Origin of the sequence: Achromobacter sp. NPDC058515 (genome assembly GCF_042721735.1) — a bacterium.
In the GTDB taxonomy this organism is placed as follows: domain Bacteria; phylum Pseudomonadota; class Gammaproteobacteria; order Burkholderiales; family Burkholderiaceae_B; genus Achromobacter.
Genome location: NZ_JBHXNI010000024.1, coordinates 13,536 through 30,610, shown reverse-complemented (window position 1 = coordinate 30,610; position 17,075 = coordinate 13,536). Strand labels below are relative to the sequence as shown.

Here is a 17,075-nt window from a genome sequence, read left to right as displayed (position 1 = left end):
CCGCGCGGGCGGGCCCTCACGCCTCATTGCGGCGGGCGCAGCGCCTGGAACGCCGGCAGCGCCAGCAGGCCCGCCAGGCGCGCGATGTGGACATCGGCGTCCGACACTTGGGCGCGCGGCATCAGGAAGTTGACGGTGCCCAGGCAGACGCCGCCATGCACCACCGGCACATTGATAACCGAGCGCAGCCCCAGGTCCCGGATCGCGTCGTGGTCGTTGAAGAACTCGCGGATCGCGTCCTCGCCTTCGCCCACGAACACCTGCTGCTCCAGCAGGACATGACGGCCCCAGGGCGTGCCGGTCTTGTCCTTGCTGCCGCCGGGCGGATAGGCTTCGGGGTTTGAACTGTACAGCCGCACCACGCGCATGGCCTGCGCATCGTAGCGATTGACCGTGCACAAGGCGTGCGCCAGCCAGGCGCGGGCGTAGGCGTCGATGGCCTGCAAGGCCGCCTGCGCGTCGGCGGCGGCATAGGCCTGGGCAATGGCCTCTATGCCGGCCAGCGCCGGCTTCAGGGGCTGGGCTGCGCTGAGGGTGGCCGTCATTCCGCGGTGATCCCCAGTTCCTTGATCAGCTTGCCGTACTTGTCGGCGTCGCGCGTCAGGATCTGGCCGAACTGTTCCGGCGTGGTCTCGGTCAGCAGCACGCCCATGTCGGCCATCTTCTTGATCACCTCGGGACGCTTGAGGATCAGGTTGATCTCGCGGTTCAGCCTGGCGGTCAGCTCGGGCGGCATGCCCGCGGGGCCGAACGCGCCGTACCAGACCGCCAGTTCATAGCCCGGCAGCGTTTCGGCGACGGTGGGCACGTCCGGCAGGAAGGGCGAACGGGAGTCCTCGGTGACGGCCAGCAGCTTCAGCTTGTTCGTCTGCACGTGCGGCAGGGTCTGCGTGCCCGCGCTGAACAGCACCTGCGTGCGGCCGGCCACGGTGTCCAGCACCGCCGGCGCGCCGCCGCGGTAGGGGATGTGCATCATCTTCACGCCGGCGGCCTTCTCGAAGAGCGCGGCGCTCAGGTGGTTGGTGGAGCCCTGGCCCGCGGACGCGTAGGCCACGGCGTCGGGGTTCGCCTTCACGTAGGCGATGAACTCCTTCAGGTTGGACGCCGGCACGGACGGGTTCACCACCATGGTGTTGGTGACGAGCGCGAGTTCGGCGATGGGAGTGAAGTCCTTGACGCCGTCGAACGGCATGTTGGAGTACAGCGCCTGGTTCATCGTGTGCGTGCTCATCGAGCCCACCAACAGCGTGTAGCCGTCGGGCTTGGCGCGGGCGACGAAGGCCGTGCCGATGTTGCCCGATGCGCCCGAGCGGTTTTCCACGATGACGGGCTGGCCCAGCGACTGGGTCAGCCCCTCGGACAGCACGCGCGCCAGGATGTCGGTGGATCCGCCCGCGGCCCACGGCACGATCAGCGTGATGGGCTTCTCGGGCCAGGCGGCGTGGGCGAGCGCGGGCGCCGCGAGGGCCAGGCCCAGCGCGCACGTGCGCAACAGTCGTTTGAATTGCAGCTTCATGGTTTACCCCTTGCGTAGTGTCCGGTCTGTATGCCGGTTGATAGAAAAAGCTTCAGCGGCCGACGGCATAGCCCTGCATGCCGCGCGGATTGGCGCCGGCGCGCAGCAGCAGGCCGCCGCCGGCGGCAGGTTCGCGGGTGCAGGCGCTGATGCGGCCCTCCGACCAGTCGGGCCCCACCTTGACGTCGTGTCCCGCGGCGCGCAGCGCGTCCAGCGTGGCGGCGGGCATGCGGGACTCCACCGTCAGGCGGTTCAGCGTCTGCGCGCGCGGCCAGAACGAGCCGGGGAAATGATCGATATGCCAGGACGGCGCTTCGATCGCCTCCTGCAGGTTCATGCCCATCGCGTGGCGCAGGAAGAACGCCACGGTCCATTGGTCCTGCTGGTCGCCGCCCGGCGTGCCGAACGCCATGTAGGGCAGGCCGTCGCGCAGCGCCAGGCCCGGCGACAAGGTGGTGCACGGGCGCTTGCCGGGCTGCAGCTGGCCCGGCACGCCCTCGTCCAGCCAGGTCATTTGCAGGCGGGTCGTCAGCGGAAAGCCCAGAGCGGGCACGACGGGGCTGGACGACAGCCATCCGCCCGACGGCGTGGCGGCCACCATGTTGCCGTCGCGGTCGATGACGTCGATCTGGCAGGTGTCGCCCACGAAGATCTCGCGCGCGGCCCACTCGGCCACGGGCGGCAGCGCCGCGAAGGTTGGCTCGCCCACGCCGAAGCGGGTATCGGACGCGGCCAGGGTGCGGACCGCGGCGTCCAGGTCGGGCAGGCGCGGCGCCAGGCCGGCGGGACTGCCGGGCTGCAGCGCGGTGGCGGCGCGGGCGCCGATGCTGGCCGCGCGCGACTTCGCATAGGCGTCGCTCAGCAATTCCGCCAGCGGCACCTGCACAAAGTCGGGGTCGCCGTACCAGGCGGCGCGGTCCGCGAACGCCAGCTTGGCGGCCTCGGCCGCGCGATGCACGAACTGCGGCGAGGTCGGGTCCAGACCGTCCATGTCCAGATGGCGCAGCATCGCCAGTTGCTGCAGGTGCACGGGGCCTTGCGACCAGACTCCGCATTTGGCCACGGTGTAGCGGCCGTACTCGACAGTCAGGGGTTCGTCGTAGGCGGCGCGCCAGTCGGCCAGATCGGACTTGCGCAGCAGGCCGCGATTGCGCTGCCCGGTGGTGTCGCGCACCGCCTCGTGGGTGTAGTAGGCGTCGATCTCGTCGGCGACGAAGCCGCGGTACCAGACGTCCAGCGCGGCATCGATGCGGCCGCGGCGTTCCGTGCTGGCGGCATGCGCCTCGTCCAGGATGCGGGTGTAGGTGGCGGCGATGGCGGGCGTGCGGAACAGGGCGTCCGGGGCCGGCACGCGGCCGCCGGGCAGCCAGACATCGCGCGAGCTGGTCCATTCGTCTCGGAACAGCGCCTGCACCGCGAGGATCGCCTGCGAGATGCGCGGCACCAGCGGAAAGCCGTTGCGCGCATAGTCGATGGCCGGGCGCAGCACGTCGGCCAGCTCCCAGGTGCCGTAGTCGCGCAGCAGCGTCAGCCAGGCGCCGAACGCGCCCGGCACCGTGGCGGGCAACAAGCCGATGCCTGGCACCAGGTCCACGCCCAGCCCCCGGAAATACGCCGGGGTGGCCAGCGCGGGCGCGGGCCCCTGGCCGCACAGCGCGCGCATGCGCTGTTCGCTTTCGCTCCAGAACAGGATGGGCACTTCGCCGCCGGGCCCGTTCAGGTGCGGCTCCACGATCTGCAGCGCGAAGCCGCCCGCCACGGCGGCGTCATAGGCGTTGCCGCCGCGCTCCAGCACGCTCATGGCCACTTGCGAGGCCAGCCAGTGGGTGGAGGAGACCACGCCGAAGGTGCCGCGTAGTTCAGGGCGAGTGGTGAAGGATGCGCTCATGGGGCCGTTCCGGGCAGCAGGGGATGCCTGCAGTATAGGATCGAGAAATAACTGTTTTTACGTTTGTTGGCATAATTGAATAACCAATCGGTTATAGGAAAACGCTCATGAGCTGGGACGCGGTCCGTCTGGCGAACCGTCTGAAGCACCGCCATCTGGCGCTGCTGATCAACATCGCCCGGCATGGCTCGCTGACGCGCGTGGCGGCGGCGGCCGGCATCAGCCAGCCCGCGGTCACCAAGGCGCTGGCGGAACTTGAGGACATCTTCGGCGCGCCGCTCTTCATGCGCACCGGGCGCGGCCTGCAGCCCACGCCGCTGGGCAAGCTGGCCCTGGTGCGCGCGCGCCACATGCTGAGCGACCTGGACCTGTGGGCGCGCGAGGTCGAAGCGCTGCACGCCGGCCATTCCGCGCACCTGCAGGTGGGCGTGGTGCCGTATGTATCCAGCGCCTTGCTGACGGCCGCCATCAGCCGGCTGCACCAGCGCCACGGCGTGACGCTGAGCCTGCACCGCGCCACCACGGACCACCTGGTGCCGATGCTGCGCCAGCACGAACTGGACTGCGTCATCAGCCGCGCCACGTCCATCGTGGCGCTGGACGACCTGATGCATCGCGTGCTGTATCGCCAGCGGCCCCGCCTGATCGCGCATGGCCGGCTTGCGCAGCGGCTGGCGCGGCGCAAGCCGGACTGGGCCGCCGTGGCGGAGATGGACTGGATTTTGCCCGCGGCCAACACGCCCACGCGCCAGTTGATCGTCGAGCACTTCATCCGCGCCGAACTGCGGCCGCCGTCGCCGGTGCTGGAAGCCTATTCGACGGATGTGATCGAAGGCATGCTGACGATGAACGAGACCTTCATTTCCGTTGTGCCCGAGGACATCGCGCGCGAGCTCTGCCAGCGCGGCAAGCTGGGCATGGTGCCGTGGGATTTCGGCTGGGAGCTGCCGCCGATCAACCTGATCCGCCGCAAGCGCGAACAGCCGCTGGCGGCTGAAGAGTGCTTCTCGGAAATCCTGCTGGATCTGTGCGGCGACGCGGCCGCGCCGTGGGGCCAGGGCGCGGCCGATCCGGGCTGATCCGCGCCAAACGGCCTTATGCGGCCAGCTTCCCGCGCGCGATGTCCAGCAGGGCTGCCGCCGCGGTCTCGGGCGCTTCGTTATTGCTCACCCGCATCAGCCGGCAGCGTTCGGGCACCGGGAACGCCTGGGTGGCGCGCGCCAGCCGTTCCGATATCTGCGTCGCGCTTTCGCGGCCGCGGCCGGCCAGGCGCAGGGCCAGCAGGGCGGGGTCCACGGACACTTCCACCGCCGTCAGCGCGGGGTAGCGCGCGTGCGCCTGCTCCAGGTGCGCGCGCGATCCGTTGATGATGACCGCGGCGCCCCCGCCCAGCCAGGCATCGATCTCGATGCCGATGCCGTAGTGCAGGCCGTGGCTGGCCCAGCGCAAGGCAAAGCAGCCCAGCGCGGCGCGGCGCGCGAAATCCTCGGGCGTCAGGCGCAGCGCATCCTCGCTGTCGCCGCTGTCGCGAGTGATGTAGCGGTGCGCGACCAGCACGGGCTCGTCGCCGCGCAGGCGCGTGCGCATCAGGCGCAGCAGGGTGTCCTTGCCGCTGCCCGATGCGCCCATCAGGTAGATCAGGCGGGCGCCGTCGGCGGGGACGGGGTTCATGGCGCGGCGGGGCCGTCGAGATAGCCGGCGCCGGCGGCATCGGCGTGGCTGCCGTCGAAGCGATAGTGCCGCGCGGCGACAAAGTCCGCGCCCGGCGCCGCCTGCACGTAGACGCTGACGCCCGGCACCGGCATGGCCTGCCCGCGCAAGGGATCGGCGAAGGCCGCGATGCCGGCTTGCGCCTGTTCCAGCGCATCGCCCTCCAGCTTGCCGGTCAGGGTGATGTGAAAGGTATAGGTATCGAAGACGTAGGGGTAGCCCCAGCGCTCCAGCATGGCCTGCTGCGCGGGCGTGAGCGATTGCGGCTGGCGGCGCGCGGTTTCCTCGGGCGTGGGCGGCGCGCGCAGGGGATCGAGGCCGCGCACGGCGGCCTCGGCCAGCGCCTGCATGCGCGCGTGGCCCTGCGTGTCGGACGCAGCGATGCGCCAGGCCAGAAAGCCTCGCAGCGGCTCGCATTCCAGCTCGACGGAAAACGGGCTGCCCAGGCGGGCCAGCTCGCGGGCGGCGGCGTCGATGTCTTGCGGACGGCTGCCCTGCCGCAGGCGGAAGGGCGGCTTGAGCGTGGCATGCAGGCCGTAGTGGCGCGGCGCCTGGGTCCATTCCAAAGATTGCGCGGCCTGGCCGGGCAGCGGGGGCAGCGGCGCGCCGGTGTCGGCGCAGCGGCCCAGCCAGCGGCTGCCGTGTTCGCGCCACGGGCCGGTGGGCGACAGGTACAGGGCGTATCGGTGGGCGAGCGGCATGGTCAGGCCGCCATGCGCTGGCTGTGGTCGTCGCCAAAGGCGCGGGTGGCGTAGCGCAGTTCGCCGCCCACGATGGCCGCGCAGACGCGCGGCAGGCCGGGCACCTGGTCGTCCACCACGATGGCGTCGGCGATCAGGCCCGGCGTCAGGGCGCCGCGGTCCTTCAGGCCGGCGGCGCGCGCGGGATTCAAGGACACCAGGTTCCAGGCCAGGTCCAGCGGCAGCACGCCGTCGTGGGCCAGCCGCATGACGGCCGCCAGCGGGGCGGGGTAGTAGTAGTCGGAGGTCAGGATGTCGCACAGGCCGGCGCGGATCATCTCGGTGGCGCTGGGCGCGCCGGTATGGCTGCCGCCGCGCACCACGTTGGGCGCGCCGAAGACGACGGAATCGCCCAGGTCGCGCGCGACGCCCGCGGCCTCGCGGGTCAGCGGAAACTCCGCCACGCCGCAGCCCAGCTGGTGGTAGTAGCGGCGCGTGGCGGCGTCGGGGTCGTCGTGCGAGGCGACCCGCAGTCCGGCCCGCTGCGCGCAGAGCGTGAGCTCGCGCATGGCGTCGGCCACGGCGTCGGCCGCAGACATGGCGGCGCGGATCCGTTCCTGGAAGACGTCCAGGTCGCATTCCGCGCGGTTGGCGTACTGCATCAGCTTGCGTTCGTCGCCCAGGCGGCGCGCCATGCTGGGCAGGTGGTCGTTCAGGGCCAGGAAGCGGACGCGGCCGTCGCGGATCCATTGCTGGGCGATTTCCAGACCGCCCACGTGATGCGTTTCAAAGCGCAGATGCACATAGTGCCGTGCGCCCAGGATGTGCCGCATGCTTTCCAGCGCGTCGAACATGCGCTCGGCATAGGCCTCGCCGCGCAGCCCGCCTTCCCACGACAGCGTGACGCCGTGGAATTCGGTGGTGATGCCGTTGGCCAGCAGCTGGCGGTCCACGTCGAACAGGGCGTTGCCGTACGGGAAGGTCACGCTGGGCCGGGGCATGATGGCGCGCTCGAAGGCGTCGCCGTGCAGGTCCACGATGCCGGGCAGCACCAGCAGGTTGCCGGCGTCGAACCAGGAGGCGCCTCTTGCGGGCGTGGCGCCGGCGTCATCGATCAGTCCGCCATGAAAGCGCAGGCTCGCCTGGGCGATGCCGTGCGGCGTCAGGATGCGTTGGCCTGTGACGCCGGCCAGGGGCGAGGGAGCATGTGCGTGTGAGTTCATGATGAGACGTTATCGATGTTGCATTACAACCAGATGTCTAGATGTGTGGTGTTGCCTGCCGATTGTCTTTCCATCGCCGCCGCGCCGGTTCCGGCCGGCGGCGTTCCCGCGGTCATGCGTCGTCGGCCACCATCAGCTGCACCAGGTCGCCGACGAAGCGGGTGATGCTGTACTGCAGCGGCGCGCCGTCCTGGTCGACGTTCAGGGCTTCCACCTGGAGGATCGGCCGCGTCTTGGGCTGGCCCAGCAGGCGGGCGATCTCGGGCGAGGGCAGGGCGGCCGTGATGCGCGACCACTTGCGCGTGTAGTCCCCGATGCCGTAGTGCGCGTACACCTTGGAGACCGAGCGCAGCGCCGTGAGGCGTTCCGCGAAATCCGGGAAGCGCTTTTCGTCGAAGTAGTGTTCGGAGGCGCTGATGGGCCGGTTCTCGGCCTTGCCCACGATCTGCACGCGCAAGAGCGGCGCGCTGCGGGACAGGCCCAGGTGCTTGGCGACGTCGGCCGCGCGCAGGGTCTGGCTGCCCAGGGCCTCCAGGTGGCCCAGCACGCCCTGGCTGCGCAGGTTCTCGGAAAAGCGCGTGCGCTTGCCGATGGCGTAGTCGATGGCGTGCTCCTGCACGAAGGTGCCGCGCCCCTGCTCGATCCTGACCAGTCCGCTTTGCTCCAGTTCGCCCATGGCGCGCCGGATGGTGTGGCGGTTGACGGAGAACTTGGCGGCCAGCTCCGGTTCGGAAGGAAGCTGTTCGCCCGCCCCATAGAGCTTGTTGCGGATGTCGTCCGCAAGCGATTCGCCGATTTGCCGCCAGACGGCGATGCCGGAACCTCGTTCAACCATGGGTGCGCTCGTGCTGTCACATCAAGTTCATGAAGAATGGCTGTGATTGTGCATCATGTGGCCGCTGCCGGATAGGCGCTGCGCACAGGCTGCAACTGTCATCAAAAATTCACGCCAGGCTGTTGAACTTCGGATTCGGAGCGATCATACTCCATCCGGTCGTCTAGACGTTTAGAGGAAATTATGGATCACCCACAAGCAGGGCAGGACGCGGCCAGCGCACAGCGCGCCGCCTGGATGCGCGTGTTGGCGCTGGCCGATCCGGCCGCGCTGGACGGGGCGTTCGGCGCATTGGGCGGGGTGCCCGCGCATCGGATGCTGCGGCCGGCCCAGACGGGCATGGCCATGGTGCGGGCCCGCAGCGGGGGCACCGGCGCCCGGTTCAACCTGGGAGAAATGACCGTGACACGTTGCGCCGTGACGATGGAAGAGGGCGTGGTGGGCGTGGCCTACGTGCAGGGACGGTCGCTGCGCCACGCCGAGCAGGCCGCGGTCGCCGACGCGCTGCTGCAGCTGCCCGGCTGGCATGAAACGGTGCAGGCGCAGCTGATCCAGCCGCTGGCGCGCCAGCATGCCGAACGGGTGGAGCGCCAGGCGCGCGTGGCGGCCCAGACCAAGGTGGAATTCTTCACGATGGTGCGAGGCGAGGACTGACATGCAAAAAGAGACAATTGCCGCCGCGGCCGCCAACCGGGCCCTCCTGCCCGGCTTCGCGGACCCGGTCAACGACGCGCAGACCACGTTCCGGGCCGCGCTCAACGCGCTGGCCCACCCGGGGCGCATCCACGACATCGTGGCCGAAAGCGGCGTGCCCGAGGGACTGTCGCCCGCGATGACGGCCCTGCTGCTGACGCTGGTGGACGTGGACACTCCGCTGTGGCTGCCCCAGTCCGTGGGCGCCGACGTGCTCGCCTTCCTGCGTTTTCATTGCGCCTGCCCCGTCGTGCCGTCGCCGTCGCTGGCCCGGTTCGCCGCCGTGCCCGCGGGCTGCGGCGCGCCGGCGCTGTCCGGCTGCCATCAGGGCGACCCGGCCTACCCCGACCTGTCGACCACCTTGCTGATCGAGGTCGAGTCCTTGTCGGAAGGCGGCGCCGTCAGCCTGAGCGGTCCCGGCATCAAGACCCGGCAGGCGCTGCGCGCGGCCGGCCTGCCGGAAGATTTCTGGCGCGAATGGCGCCTCAATCATCAACGGTTTCCGCTGGGCGTCGACGTCATCCTGACGCAGGGCCGGCGGATTTGCGCGCTGCCCCGCAGCACGCGCGTGGAGAACTGATATGTATGTGGCCGTGAAAGGGGGCGAACGCGCCATCCTGAATTCCTACCGCATGCTGGACGACTACCGGCGGGGCGACCGCGAGGTGCCCGAACTGAGCCTGGAGCAGATCCGCGGACAGATGCCGCTGGCGGTGTCGCGGGTCATGGCGGAAGGCTCGCTCTACGATCCGCAGCTGGCTGCGCTGGCGATCAAGCAGGCCGCCGGCGATGTGATCGAAGCCGTGTTCCTGCTGCGCGCCTATCGCACCACCTTGTCGCGCTATGGCTACACCCAGCCGATCGACACGGGCCGCATGCGCCTGCAGCGCCGCATCTCGTCCACGTTCAAGGACGTGCCGGGCGGCCAGATCCTGGGGCCGACCTACGACTACACGCAGCGCCTGCTGGACTTCTCGCTGGAGGCGCAGCGCGAGGCCGACGCCTTGCCCGCGGGCGACGAGGCGCTGGACAGCGCCATGCCGCGCGTGACCGACCTGCTGGCCCAGGACGATCTGATCGACGCCGAGCCCGTGCCCGAGGGCGACCCCGAGCCCTTCGACCTGACGCGCCAGCCGCTGGACTTTCCCGCCTCGCGGGCGGCCCGCCTGCAGAACCTGGCGCGCGCCGACGAGGGCTTCCTGCTGTCCATGGGCTATTCGACGCAGCGCGGCTACGGCAACACCCATCCGTTCGCGGCCGAGATCCGCTACGGCGCGCTGGAGGTGGAGATGCACATCGAAGAACTGGGTTTCGCCGTGACGGTGGGCGAGATCGAGATCACCGAATGCCAGATGGTCAGCCAGTTCGCGGGCAACGCCGAAGAAGGGCCGAAGTTCACGCGCGGCTACGGCCTGACCTTCGGCTATGGCGAACGCAAGGCCATGTCGATGGCGCTGGTGGACCGCGCCCTGAAGGCGCGCGATCTGGGCGAGCGCGCCGATTCCCCGGCCAACGACCACGAGTTCGTGCTGTACCACAGCGACAACGTCGAGGCGTCGGGTTTCGTGCAGCACCTGAAGCTGCCGCACTACGTGGACTTCCAGGCCAACCTGGAACTGCTGCGCCGCATGCGCGCCGAGCGCGGCCCGGCCGAGCGCCGCGCGCCCGATGTCGCGCACAACGATCTGATGGACGAGGCGGTATCCCCATGACCAAGACCAGCGCAACGGTCGAACGCGACGACCACTACAACTTCGCGTATCTGGACGAGTCCACCAAGCGCATGCTGCGCCGCGCCTTGCTCAAGGCCGTGGCCATTCCCGGCTACCAGGTGCCGTTCGGCAGCCGCGAAATGCCGCTGCCCTATGGCTGGGGCACGGGCGGCATCCAGGTCACGGCGTCCATCATCGGCCGCGACGACGTGCTCAAGGTCATCGACCAGGGCTCGGACGACACCACCAACGCCATCAACATCCGCCGCTTCTTCGGCCGCGTGACCGGCGTGGCCACCACGGAATCCACGCCCGCGGCCACCATCGTGCAGACGCGCCACCGCATCCCCGAGACGCCGCTTGCCGAAGGCCAGGTGATGGTGTTCCAGGTGCCGATCCCCGAGCCGCTGCGGTGGCTGGAACCCAGCGAGACCGAGACCCGCACCATGCACGCGCTGGCCGAGTACGGCGGCATGCACGTCAAGCTGTACGAGGACATCGCGCAGCACGGGCACATCGCCACCACCTACGATTACCCGGTCATCGTGAACGACCGCTACATGATGCGGCCGTCGCCCATCCCCAAGTTCGACAATCCCAAGCTGGACGGCAGCCCGGCGCTGATGCTGTTCGGCGCGGGCCGCGAGAAGCGCGTCTATGCGGTTCCGCCGTACACACGGGTCAAGAGCCTGGATTTCGAGGACCATCCCTTCACCGTGGAGAAATGGACCGAGTGCTGCGACCTGTGCGGATCGGCCGACAGCTATCTGGACGAGATCATCCTGGACGACGCCGGCGCGCGCCGCTTCGTCTGCTCGGACACCGAATACTGCAACCACCGCCAGGCGCAAGCGCGCAACGAGGCCGCCGCATGAATGCTCAACCTTTGCTCTCCGTGCGCAACATGACGCGCACCTGGGACGGCGCCCACGGCTGCCGCAACGTCAGCTTTGATCTGTATCCCGGCGAGGTGCTGTGCGTGGTCGGCGAGTCCGGCTCCGGCAAGAGCACCCTGCTGTCCGCGGTGTCGTATCAGACGCAGCCCGATGCGGGCAGCGTCTGGTACGACACCCGAGACCAGGGCTTCACGGACCTGGCGGCGCTGCCCGGCGCGCGGCTGCGCCTGCTGTCGCGCACCGACTGGGGCTTCGTGCGGCAGAACGCCCGCGACGGCCTGCGCATGCAGGTCAGCGCGGGCGCCAACATCGCCGAGCGGCTGATGGCCGTGGGCGACCGCCACTACGGAGACCTGCGCCAGGCGGCGGGCAGCTGGCTGCGCAAGATGGAGATCGATGAAGGCCGGCTGGACGATACGCCGGTGTCGTTCTCGGGCGGCATGCAGCAGCGCCTGCAGATCGCCCGCAACCTGGTGACGCATCCGCGCCTGGTCTTCATGGACGAGCCCACCGCGTCGCTGGACGTGTCGGTGCAGGCGCGGCTGCTGGACCTGCTGCGCCAGCTCGTCACCGATCTGGGGCTGGCGGCCATCGTCGTCACGCACGATCTGGCGGTGGCGCGGCTGCTGGCCCACCGCACGCTGGTCATGCGCGGCGGCCAGGTGGTCGAAAGCGGGCTGACCGACCAGATACTCGACGATCCGCAGCATCCCTACACCCAGTTGCTGGTGTCTTCCATTTTGCAGAGCTGAACATGAGCGCAACCAAACCCATGATCGAGGTGCGGGGCCTCGGAAAGATGTTCACCCTGCACAACCAGGGCGGCATGCGCCTGCCCGTGCTGGAGGCTGTCGATTTCGACGCCGCCGCGGGCGATTGCCTGGTGCTGGCGGGGCCGTCAGGCACCGGCAAGAGCACCTTGCTGCGCTGCCTGTACGGCAACTACCTGGCCACCGAAGGCAGCATCCGCGTGCGCGCCGGGGACCAGTGGGTGGAGCTGGTGGGCGCGCCGGAGCAGCGCATCCTGGCGCTGCGCCGCGATGTGATCGGGTATGTCAGCCAGTTCCTGCGGGTAATACCGCGCGTGTCGGCGCTGGAGGTGGTGGCCGAGCCGCTGCGCATGGCGGGAGTGGACGGCGTAGAGGCCCGCGCCCGCGCCGCCGCGCTGCTGCAGCGCCTGAACGTGCCGCCCCGGCTGTGGGGCCTGGCCCCCGCCACCTTCTCGGGCGGCGAGCAGCAGCGGGTGAACATCGCGCGCGGCTTCATCGCCGGCCATCCCATCCTGCTGCTGGACGAACCCACCGCATCGCTGGATGCGGACAACCGGCGCGTGGTGATCGAACTCATCCACGAGGCGCGGGCCGCCGGCCGCTGCCTGCTGGGCATCTTCCACGACGCGCAGGTGCGCGACGCCGTCGCCACCCAGACGCTCGCCCTGCGCCCGGCGCTGCCCGCCACGGCCGACATGGAGTAAACATGCAAAGCACATATCTCACCCATGCCCGCGTGGTCTTGCCCGACCGCGTCCTGGAAAACAGCGCCGTGCTGATTGACGACGGCCGCATCGTCGCCATCGAGCCGGACGGCGCGCAGGCGGACCGGGAGATCGACCTGCAGGGCCAGACCCTGATGCCCGGCCTGATCGACCTGCATTGCGACGCCATCGAAAAGGAAGCCGAGCCGCGCTCGCGCGTGCTGTTCCCGCTGGACTTCGCGGTGGCGCAGGTGGACCGCCGCAAAGCGGCGGCGGGCATCACGACTCCCTATCACGCCTTGTCGTTCGCCAACAATGAATGGGGCGTGCGCAACAACCAGACGGCGGCGCAGGTGGTGCGCACGGTGCGCGCCTTCCGCGACCACAGCTTGGTGGACAACCGCGTCCATTGCCGCTACGAAGTCACCGACGAGACCTCGGTCGACGTGCTGCGCGCCCTGATGGACGAGGGCGTGGTCGACCTGCTGTCGGTGATGGACCATTCGCCTGGCCAGGGCCAGTTCAAGACGCTGGAGTCCTATCTGCAATACATGATGGGCAATCACGCGATGAGCCGCGAGCAGGCCGAGGAAGCGGCGCACTCCAAGACGCGCGCCAAGGACGGCGCGGTCGCGCGGGTGGAATCGCTGCTGTCGCACGCGCAGGCGCTGGGCATCCCCACGGCCAGCCACGACGACGATTCAATCCAGCGCATCGCCACGATGCGCAACCTGGGCGTGGCGATGAGCGAATTCCCCATCACCCTGGATACGGCGCGGGCGGCGGTGTCTTGCGGCCTGCCCACCATCCTGGGCGCGCCCAACGTGCTGCGCGGCCAGAGCCAGAGCGGGTCCATGCGCGCCATCGACGCCATCCGGGCGGGCGTGGCGAGCTGCCTGTGCTCGGACTACCAGCCATCCACGTTGATCGCCGCCGCGTTCGCGGTGGCGGCGCAGACGGACCTGACTTTGTCGCAGTCCATCGCACTGGTCACCCGGAATCCGGCGGACGCCTGCGGGCTGGCGGACCGGGGCCGCATCGCGGTCGGCCTGCGCGCGGACCTGGTGGCGGTGGCCCAGGTGGGCGCCCAGCCCCTGATCAGCCACACCTGGTCGGCCGGCCGGCTGGTATTCTCAACCCACTATCCGCCGGTGCGCTCGCATGAGGGCAGGGTGGGCGAACCGCAGAGCCTGGCGGCCTGAGTCGATTCCTGGAGACGCGCGATGAATCCGATCGTGACTGCCGTGGCGCTCAGCCAGGCGCACACGTTCAGCAAGGCGGTGGCGCCCGCCATCATGCTGTTGGCGGGGCTGGGCGTCGAGGGCGACGCCCATCTGGGCGTCACCGTCAAACACCGTTCGAGGGTCCGGGCCGATCCCACGCAGCCGAACCTGCGCCAGGTCCACCTGATCCACGGCGAGCTGCACGACGAACTCCAGGAAGCGGGCTTCAACGTGGCCGAAGGCACGATGGGCGAGAACATCACGACTCGCGGCATCGACCTGCTGGGCCTGCCGCGCGGCGCGCGGCTGCATATCGGTGGGGAGGCGGTGGTCGAAATCACCGGCTTGCGCAACCCCTGCGCGCAGCTGGACAACTACCAGAAGGGCCTGACCGCCGCCGTGCTCGGCCGCCATGCCGACGGCAGCCTGATGCGCCGCGCCGGCGTGATGGCCATCGTGGTGACGGGCGGCGCGGTATGCGCGGGCGATGCCATCCGCGTGGCGCTGCCGGAGCTTCCCCATTTGCCGCTGGAACGCGTCTAGGGCGACGTGCCCCGGAGGAAGCCTCGACCTGGGTTCCATGCGCAAAAACATCCCCTGGAGTGACAGACGGAGGGGCTGGCATCTGGTTAAATGGCGGGAAGGCGTAACGGCCTAAGGCGAAGCCGCATCTTCCGCGGCTCGCTACCCCCTTTTCCGGAGCGCACGATGGCACGATTCAATTTCACGCAGGATCCCGAAGAGCCCGATCTGTGGGCGGCCGAAAACGTCGCCGCGGGCGAAGGCCGCCCGCCCATCCACGTCATGATCCAGACCGACGGCGAAGAGCCCGACGGCGCCGCGTCCAAGGTGGTCAAGGCCATCATCGACAATCTGGACGAGCAGATCCTGGCGGCCGCCGAGTTCCTGCTGGACAACTATTCGTACGAGCAATACAAGAAGCTCGGCATCGAAGACGACCAGCTGCTGAAGGAAGAAACCGCCGAAGCCATGGCTGAAAAGGCCGTGCTGCGCGCCTTGTGGCTGTTCGACGAGGACGGCGACGGCTATGAGCTCTGGTTCACGCTGCCCTGGGATCCGGTGCACACCTATGACGTCGAATTCGAGGACGGCACGCCCGTGTCCTGCTCGGTCAACGATTAAGCCTGCCTCATCCGCGAGCCGGCCCTAAGGGGCCAGCTCGTACTTCGTCGCCTGGCTCTGCCCCAGCGATTCGTCGTAGCGGTAGCGCACTTTCAGGGGCTTGCCCTTGTGGATCGCGCGGGCGGCGACATTCTCCAGCACCACGTCCACGTCCCGGTTCAAGAACTGGGCGCAGTCGCCGTCGGCGCGCTCGCCGTCCGGAATGTCCGCGGCTTTCACTTTCAGCCTGAACATCACCTGCGCCAGTTCCGTGCCATCAGTGCGGAACTGGCGCATCGTGGCGGGCAGGTTGGACACGATGCCGGACAGGTCGCAGGAAATGAGGGTCCAGGCGTGCGCGGCGGGGGCGGCGGCAAGGGCGCACGCGGCAAGCGCGGCGGCCGCCAGGGCGCGAGGAATGGGCAGGGGGCTCATGGCATTGGGGGCAAGGCAAGGCGCCCATGCGCGCCGCGCCGGTATGTGGAAAAAGGGCTTTTATGTTGCGCCCGGCGCCGCCGCCGGTCAAGCTTGCGGAAAGCCAGAAAAAACGGGCCTTGCGGCCCGTTTTTCTTATGCGTTCTGGGTGGCGGGCGGACTGGCCGGCGCGCCTTCCCCGGCGGCGTCCGCGGGCAAATCCTCTTCCTTGCCTTCCAGCTTGGCGATGACGGCCGTGGCCAGGCTGTTGCCCACCACGTTGGTCGCGGTTCGGCCCATGTCGAAGAACTGGTCGATGCCCATGATCAGCAGCAGGCCGGCTTCCGGCAGGTGGAACATCGGCAGCGTCGCGGCCACCACGACGAGCGAGGCGCGCGCCACGCCGGCCATGCCCTTGCTGGTCACCATCAACACCAGCAGCAGCGTCAGTTGCTGCGCAAAGCTCATCTCGATGTTGTAGGCCTGCGCGATGAACAGCACCGCGAAGGACTGGTACATCATCGAGCCGTCCAGGTTGAACGAATAGCCCAGCGGCAGCACAAAGCCCGAGATGCGCTTGGATACGCCAAAACGCTCCAGGGCCTCGATGGTCTTGGGATAGGCCGATTCGCTGCTGGCGGTGGAGAAGGCCAGCAGGGTCGGTTCCTTGATCAGGCCGCCCAGGCGGCGCGTGGACTTGCCCAGGAACAGGTAGCCGACGCCGAACAGAATGGCCCACAGCAGGGCCAGGCCCAGGTAGAACTGGCCGATCAGCTTGCCGTAGCTGACCAGCACGCCCAGGCCTTCCGTGGTGATGGCCGCGGCCATGGCGGCGAACACGCCCACCGGCGCAAAGCGCATCACATAGTCGGTCACGCGGAACATGATCTTGGCCAGCTCGTCGATCATGTTGTAGATGGTGTTGTGGCCCTTGCCGCGGATGAACGACAGCGCCGCGCCGAAGAACAGCGAGAACACCAGGATCTGGAGGATCTCATTGTTGGCCATGGCTTCGGCGATGCTCTTGGGGAATACGTGCGCGATGAAGGCCTTGAGCGTGAAGTCGCCCGTCTTCAGGCCCGAAGTCAGGCCCGCGTCCGGAATCGCCAGGTTCATATGCGCGCCCGGCTGGAAGATATTGACCAGCGCCAGGCCCAGCAGCAGCGAGATGGCGGAAGCGGCGATGAACCAGATCATGGCGCGCATGCCGATGCGGCCCACGGCGCTCGCGTCGCTCATGCTGGCCAGGCCGGTCACCAGGGTGGCGAACACGAGCGGCGCGATGATCATCTTGATCATGCGCAGGAAGATGTCCGTGATGAGGCTGAAGTACGAGGCGATCTGCGCCGCCTCCTGCGGGTTCTGCGCGTACTTGTTGCAGAAATAGCCCACCACGATGCCCAGCACCATGGCGATGCCGATATAACGCGTCAGCTTCTTAGTGTTCATGTTCAAAACGGATAACGGGGAGCCGCCGCTGCGCCCCGAGGCGGGGCTGGCCCGCCGGCATGGGGCGGGGCAAGACGGTCCGGTGACGGACATGCCAGGGCGCCGGAAACTACGCGGGTTAACCCTTGGGGCGCGATGTTAACGCCGCGAACCTGACAGTTAGTTGTCAGTTTGGGGACGGATTGAGGGGAGGCGGCAGGGCGTCCGGCCATCTGGCGGTATGCAATCCGTGTCGCGCCG

At 68.9% G+C, this 17,075-nt stretch carries 19 protein-coding genes; 10 read left to right on the top strand and 9 right to left on the bottom strand.

The features are described from left to right. Window positions 1-23: 23 nt before the first annotated feature. Genes ACFWP0_RS28275 through ACFWP0_RS28265 form a run of 3 tightly spaced genes read right to left on the bottom strand, consistent with a single transcriptional unit; the run spans window position 24 to window position 3,404 of the window. Window positions 24-545, bottom strand: coding sequence for a GAF domain-containing protein (locus ACFWP0_RS28275; RefSeq protein ID WP_377847918.1), 522 nt, complete (start codon window positions 543-545; stop codon window positions 24-26). Continuing rightward, entirely contained in the window at window positions 542-1,516 is a 975-nt protein-coding gene (locus tag ACFWP0_RS28270; protein ID WP_377847916.1) for a Bug family tripartite tricarboxylate transporter substrate binding protein, read from the bottom strand. Before ACFWP0_RS28270 ends, ACFWP0_RS28275 begins: the two co-directional genes overlap by 4 nt. Before the next feature lie 52 nt (window positions 1,517-1,568). Next, complete coding sequence (locus ACFWP0_RS28265; protein WP_377847914.1) at window positions 1,569-3,404, bottom strand: gamma-glutamyltransferase family protein; 1,836 nt, start codon at window positions 3,402-3,404, stop codon at window positions 1,569-1,571. 107 nt (window positions 3,405-3,511) lie between these two features. Here ACFWP0_RS28265 and ACFWP0_RS28260 point away from each other — a divergent pair, with 107 nt between their 5' ends. Beyond that, window positions 3,512-4,483, top strand: a complete 972-nt coding sequence (locus ACFWP0_RS28260) for a LysR family transcriptional regulator (protein WP_377847912.1) — start codon at window positions 3,512-3,514, stop codon at window positions 4,481-4,483. Window positions 4,484-4,499: 16 nt separating this feature from the next. On the opposite strand, the gene phnN is transcribed toward ACFWP0_RS28260, so the two are convergent. The 4 genes from phnN to phnF form a co-directional block, all read right to left on the bottom strand. Beyond that, on the bottom strand, window positions 4,500-5,075 hold the full coding sequence (gene phnN, locus ACFWP0_RS28255) for a phosphonate metabolism protein/1,5-bisphosphokinase (PRPP-forming) PhnN (RefSeq protein ID WP_377847911.1): 576 nt from the start codon (window positions 5,073-5,075) through the stop codon (window positions 4,500-4,502). After that, entirely contained in the window at window positions 5,072-5,815 is a 744-nt protein-coding gene (locus ACFWP0_RS28250) for a DUF1045 domain-containing protein (RefSeq protein WP_377847909.1), read from the bottom strand. The genes phnN and ACFWP0_RS28250 overlap by 4 nt, the downstream gene beginning before the upstream one ends. A 2-nt stretch (window positions 5,816-5,817) precedes the next feature. Beyond that, window positions 5,818-7,017 (bottom strand): alpha-D-ribose 1-methylphosphonate 5-triphosphate diphosphatase, encoded by a 1,200-nt coding sequence (locus ACFWP0_RS28245; protein WP_377847907.1) that lies wholly within the window; start codon window positions 7,015-7,017, stop codon window positions 5,818-5,820. Between the two features lie 112 nt (window positions 7,018-7,129). Beyond that, window positions 7,130-7,852: a phosphonate metabolism transcriptional regulator PhnF gene (gene phnF, locus ACFWP0_RS28240; RefSeq protein WP_377847906.1), complete on the bottom strand. Its 723-nt coding sequence runs from the start codon at window positions 7,850-7,852 to the stop codon at window positions 7,130-7,132. 183 nt (window positions 7,853-8,035) lie between these two features. On the opposite strand from phnF, the gene phnG reads away from it, so the two are divergent. The 9 genes from phnG (at window position 8,036) to ACFWP0_RS28195 (ending at window position 14,993) form a co-directional block, all read left to right on the top strand. Continuing rightward, entirely contained in the window at window positions 8,036-8,506 is a 471-nt protein-coding gene (gene phnG / locus ACFWP0_RS28235; protein ID WP_377847904.1) for a phosphonate C-P lyase system protein PhnG, read from the top strand. Between the two features lies 1 nt (window position 8,507). Further along, window positions 8,508-9,125, top strand: coding sequence for a phosphonate C-P lyase system protein PhnH (phnH, locus tag ACFWP0_RS28230; protein WP_377847902.1), 618 nt, complete (start codon window positions 8,508-8,510; stop codon window positions 9,123-9,125). Window position 9,126: 1 nt separating this feature from the next. Continuing rightward, window positions 9,127-10,257 (top strand): carbon-phosphorus lyase complex subunit PhnI, encoded by a 1,131-nt coding sequence (locus ACFWP0_RS28225; RefSeq protein ID WP_377847900.1) that lies wholly within the window; start codon window positions 9,127-9,129, stop codon window positions 10,255-10,257. Then, window positions 10,254-11,132, top strand: coding sequence for an alpha-D-ribose 1-methylphosphonate 5-phosphate C-P-lyase PhnJ (locus ACFWP0_RS28220; RefSeq protein WP_377847899.1), 879 nt, complete (start codon window positions 10,254-10,256; stop codon window positions 11,130-11,132). The genes ACFWP0_RS28225 and ACFWP0_RS28220 overlap by 4 nt, the downstream gene beginning before the upstream one ends. Next, on the top strand, window positions 11,129-11,905 hold the full coding sequence (gene phnK, locus ACFWP0_RS28215; protein WP_377847897.1) for a phosphonate C-P lyase system protein PhnK: 777 nt from the start codon (window positions 11,129-11,131) through the stop codon (window positions 11,903-11,905). The genes ACFWP0_RS28220 and phnK overlap by 4 nt, the downstream gene beginning before the upstream one ends. Before the next feature lie 2 nt (window positions 11,906-11,907). Continuing rightward, on the top strand, window positions 11,908-12,627 hold the full coding sequence (gene phnL, locus ACFWP0_RS28210; RefSeq protein WP_377847895.1) for a phosphonate C-P lyase system protein PhnL: 720 nt from the start codon (window positions 11,908-11,910) through the stop codon (window positions 12,625-12,627). 2 nt (window positions 12,628-12,629) lie between these two features. Beyond that, complete coding sequence (locus tag ACFWP0_RS28205; RefSeq protein ID WP_377847894.1) at window positions 12,630-13,829, top strand: alpha-D-ribose 1-methylphosphonate 5-triphosphate diphosphatase; 1,200 nt, start codon at window positions 12,630-12,632, stop codon at window positions 13,827-13,829. Between the two features lie 21 nt (window positions 13,830-13,850). Continuing rightward, on the top strand, window positions 13,851-14,393 hold the full coding sequence (locus ACFWP0_RS28200) for an MOSC domain-containing protein (protein WP_377847893.1): 543 nt from the start codon (window positions 13,851-13,853) through the stop codon (window positions 14,391-14,393). A 165-nt stretch (window positions 14,394-14,558) separates the two neighbouring features. Beyond that, complete coding sequence (locus tag ACFWP0_RS28195) at window positions 14,559-14,993, top strand: hypothetical protein (RefSeq protein ID WP_377847891.1); 435 nt, start codon at window positions 14,559-14,561, stop codon at window positions 14,991-14,993. A gap of 24 nt (window positions 14,994-15,017) precedes the next feature. Here ACFWP0_RS28195 and ACFWP0_RS28190 read toward each other — a convergent pair whose 3' ends face one another. Together ACFWP0_RS28190 and ACFWP0_RS28185 are read right to left on the bottom strand one after the other, a co-directional pair. Next, window positions 15,018-15,407, bottom strand: coding sequence for a hypothetical protein (locus ACFWP0_RS28190; RefSeq protein ID WP_377847890.1), 390 nt, complete (start codon window positions 15,405-15,407; stop codon window positions 15,018-15,020). 135 nt (window positions 15,408-15,542) lie between these two features. Beyond that, complete coding sequence (locus ACFWP0_RS28185; RefSeq protein ID WP_377847888.1) at window positions 15,543-16,835, bottom strand: dicarboxylate/amino acid:cation symporter; 1,293 nt, start codon at window positions 16,833-16,835, stop codon at window positions 15,543-15,545. Window positions 16,836-17,075: the final 240 nt, after the last annotated feature.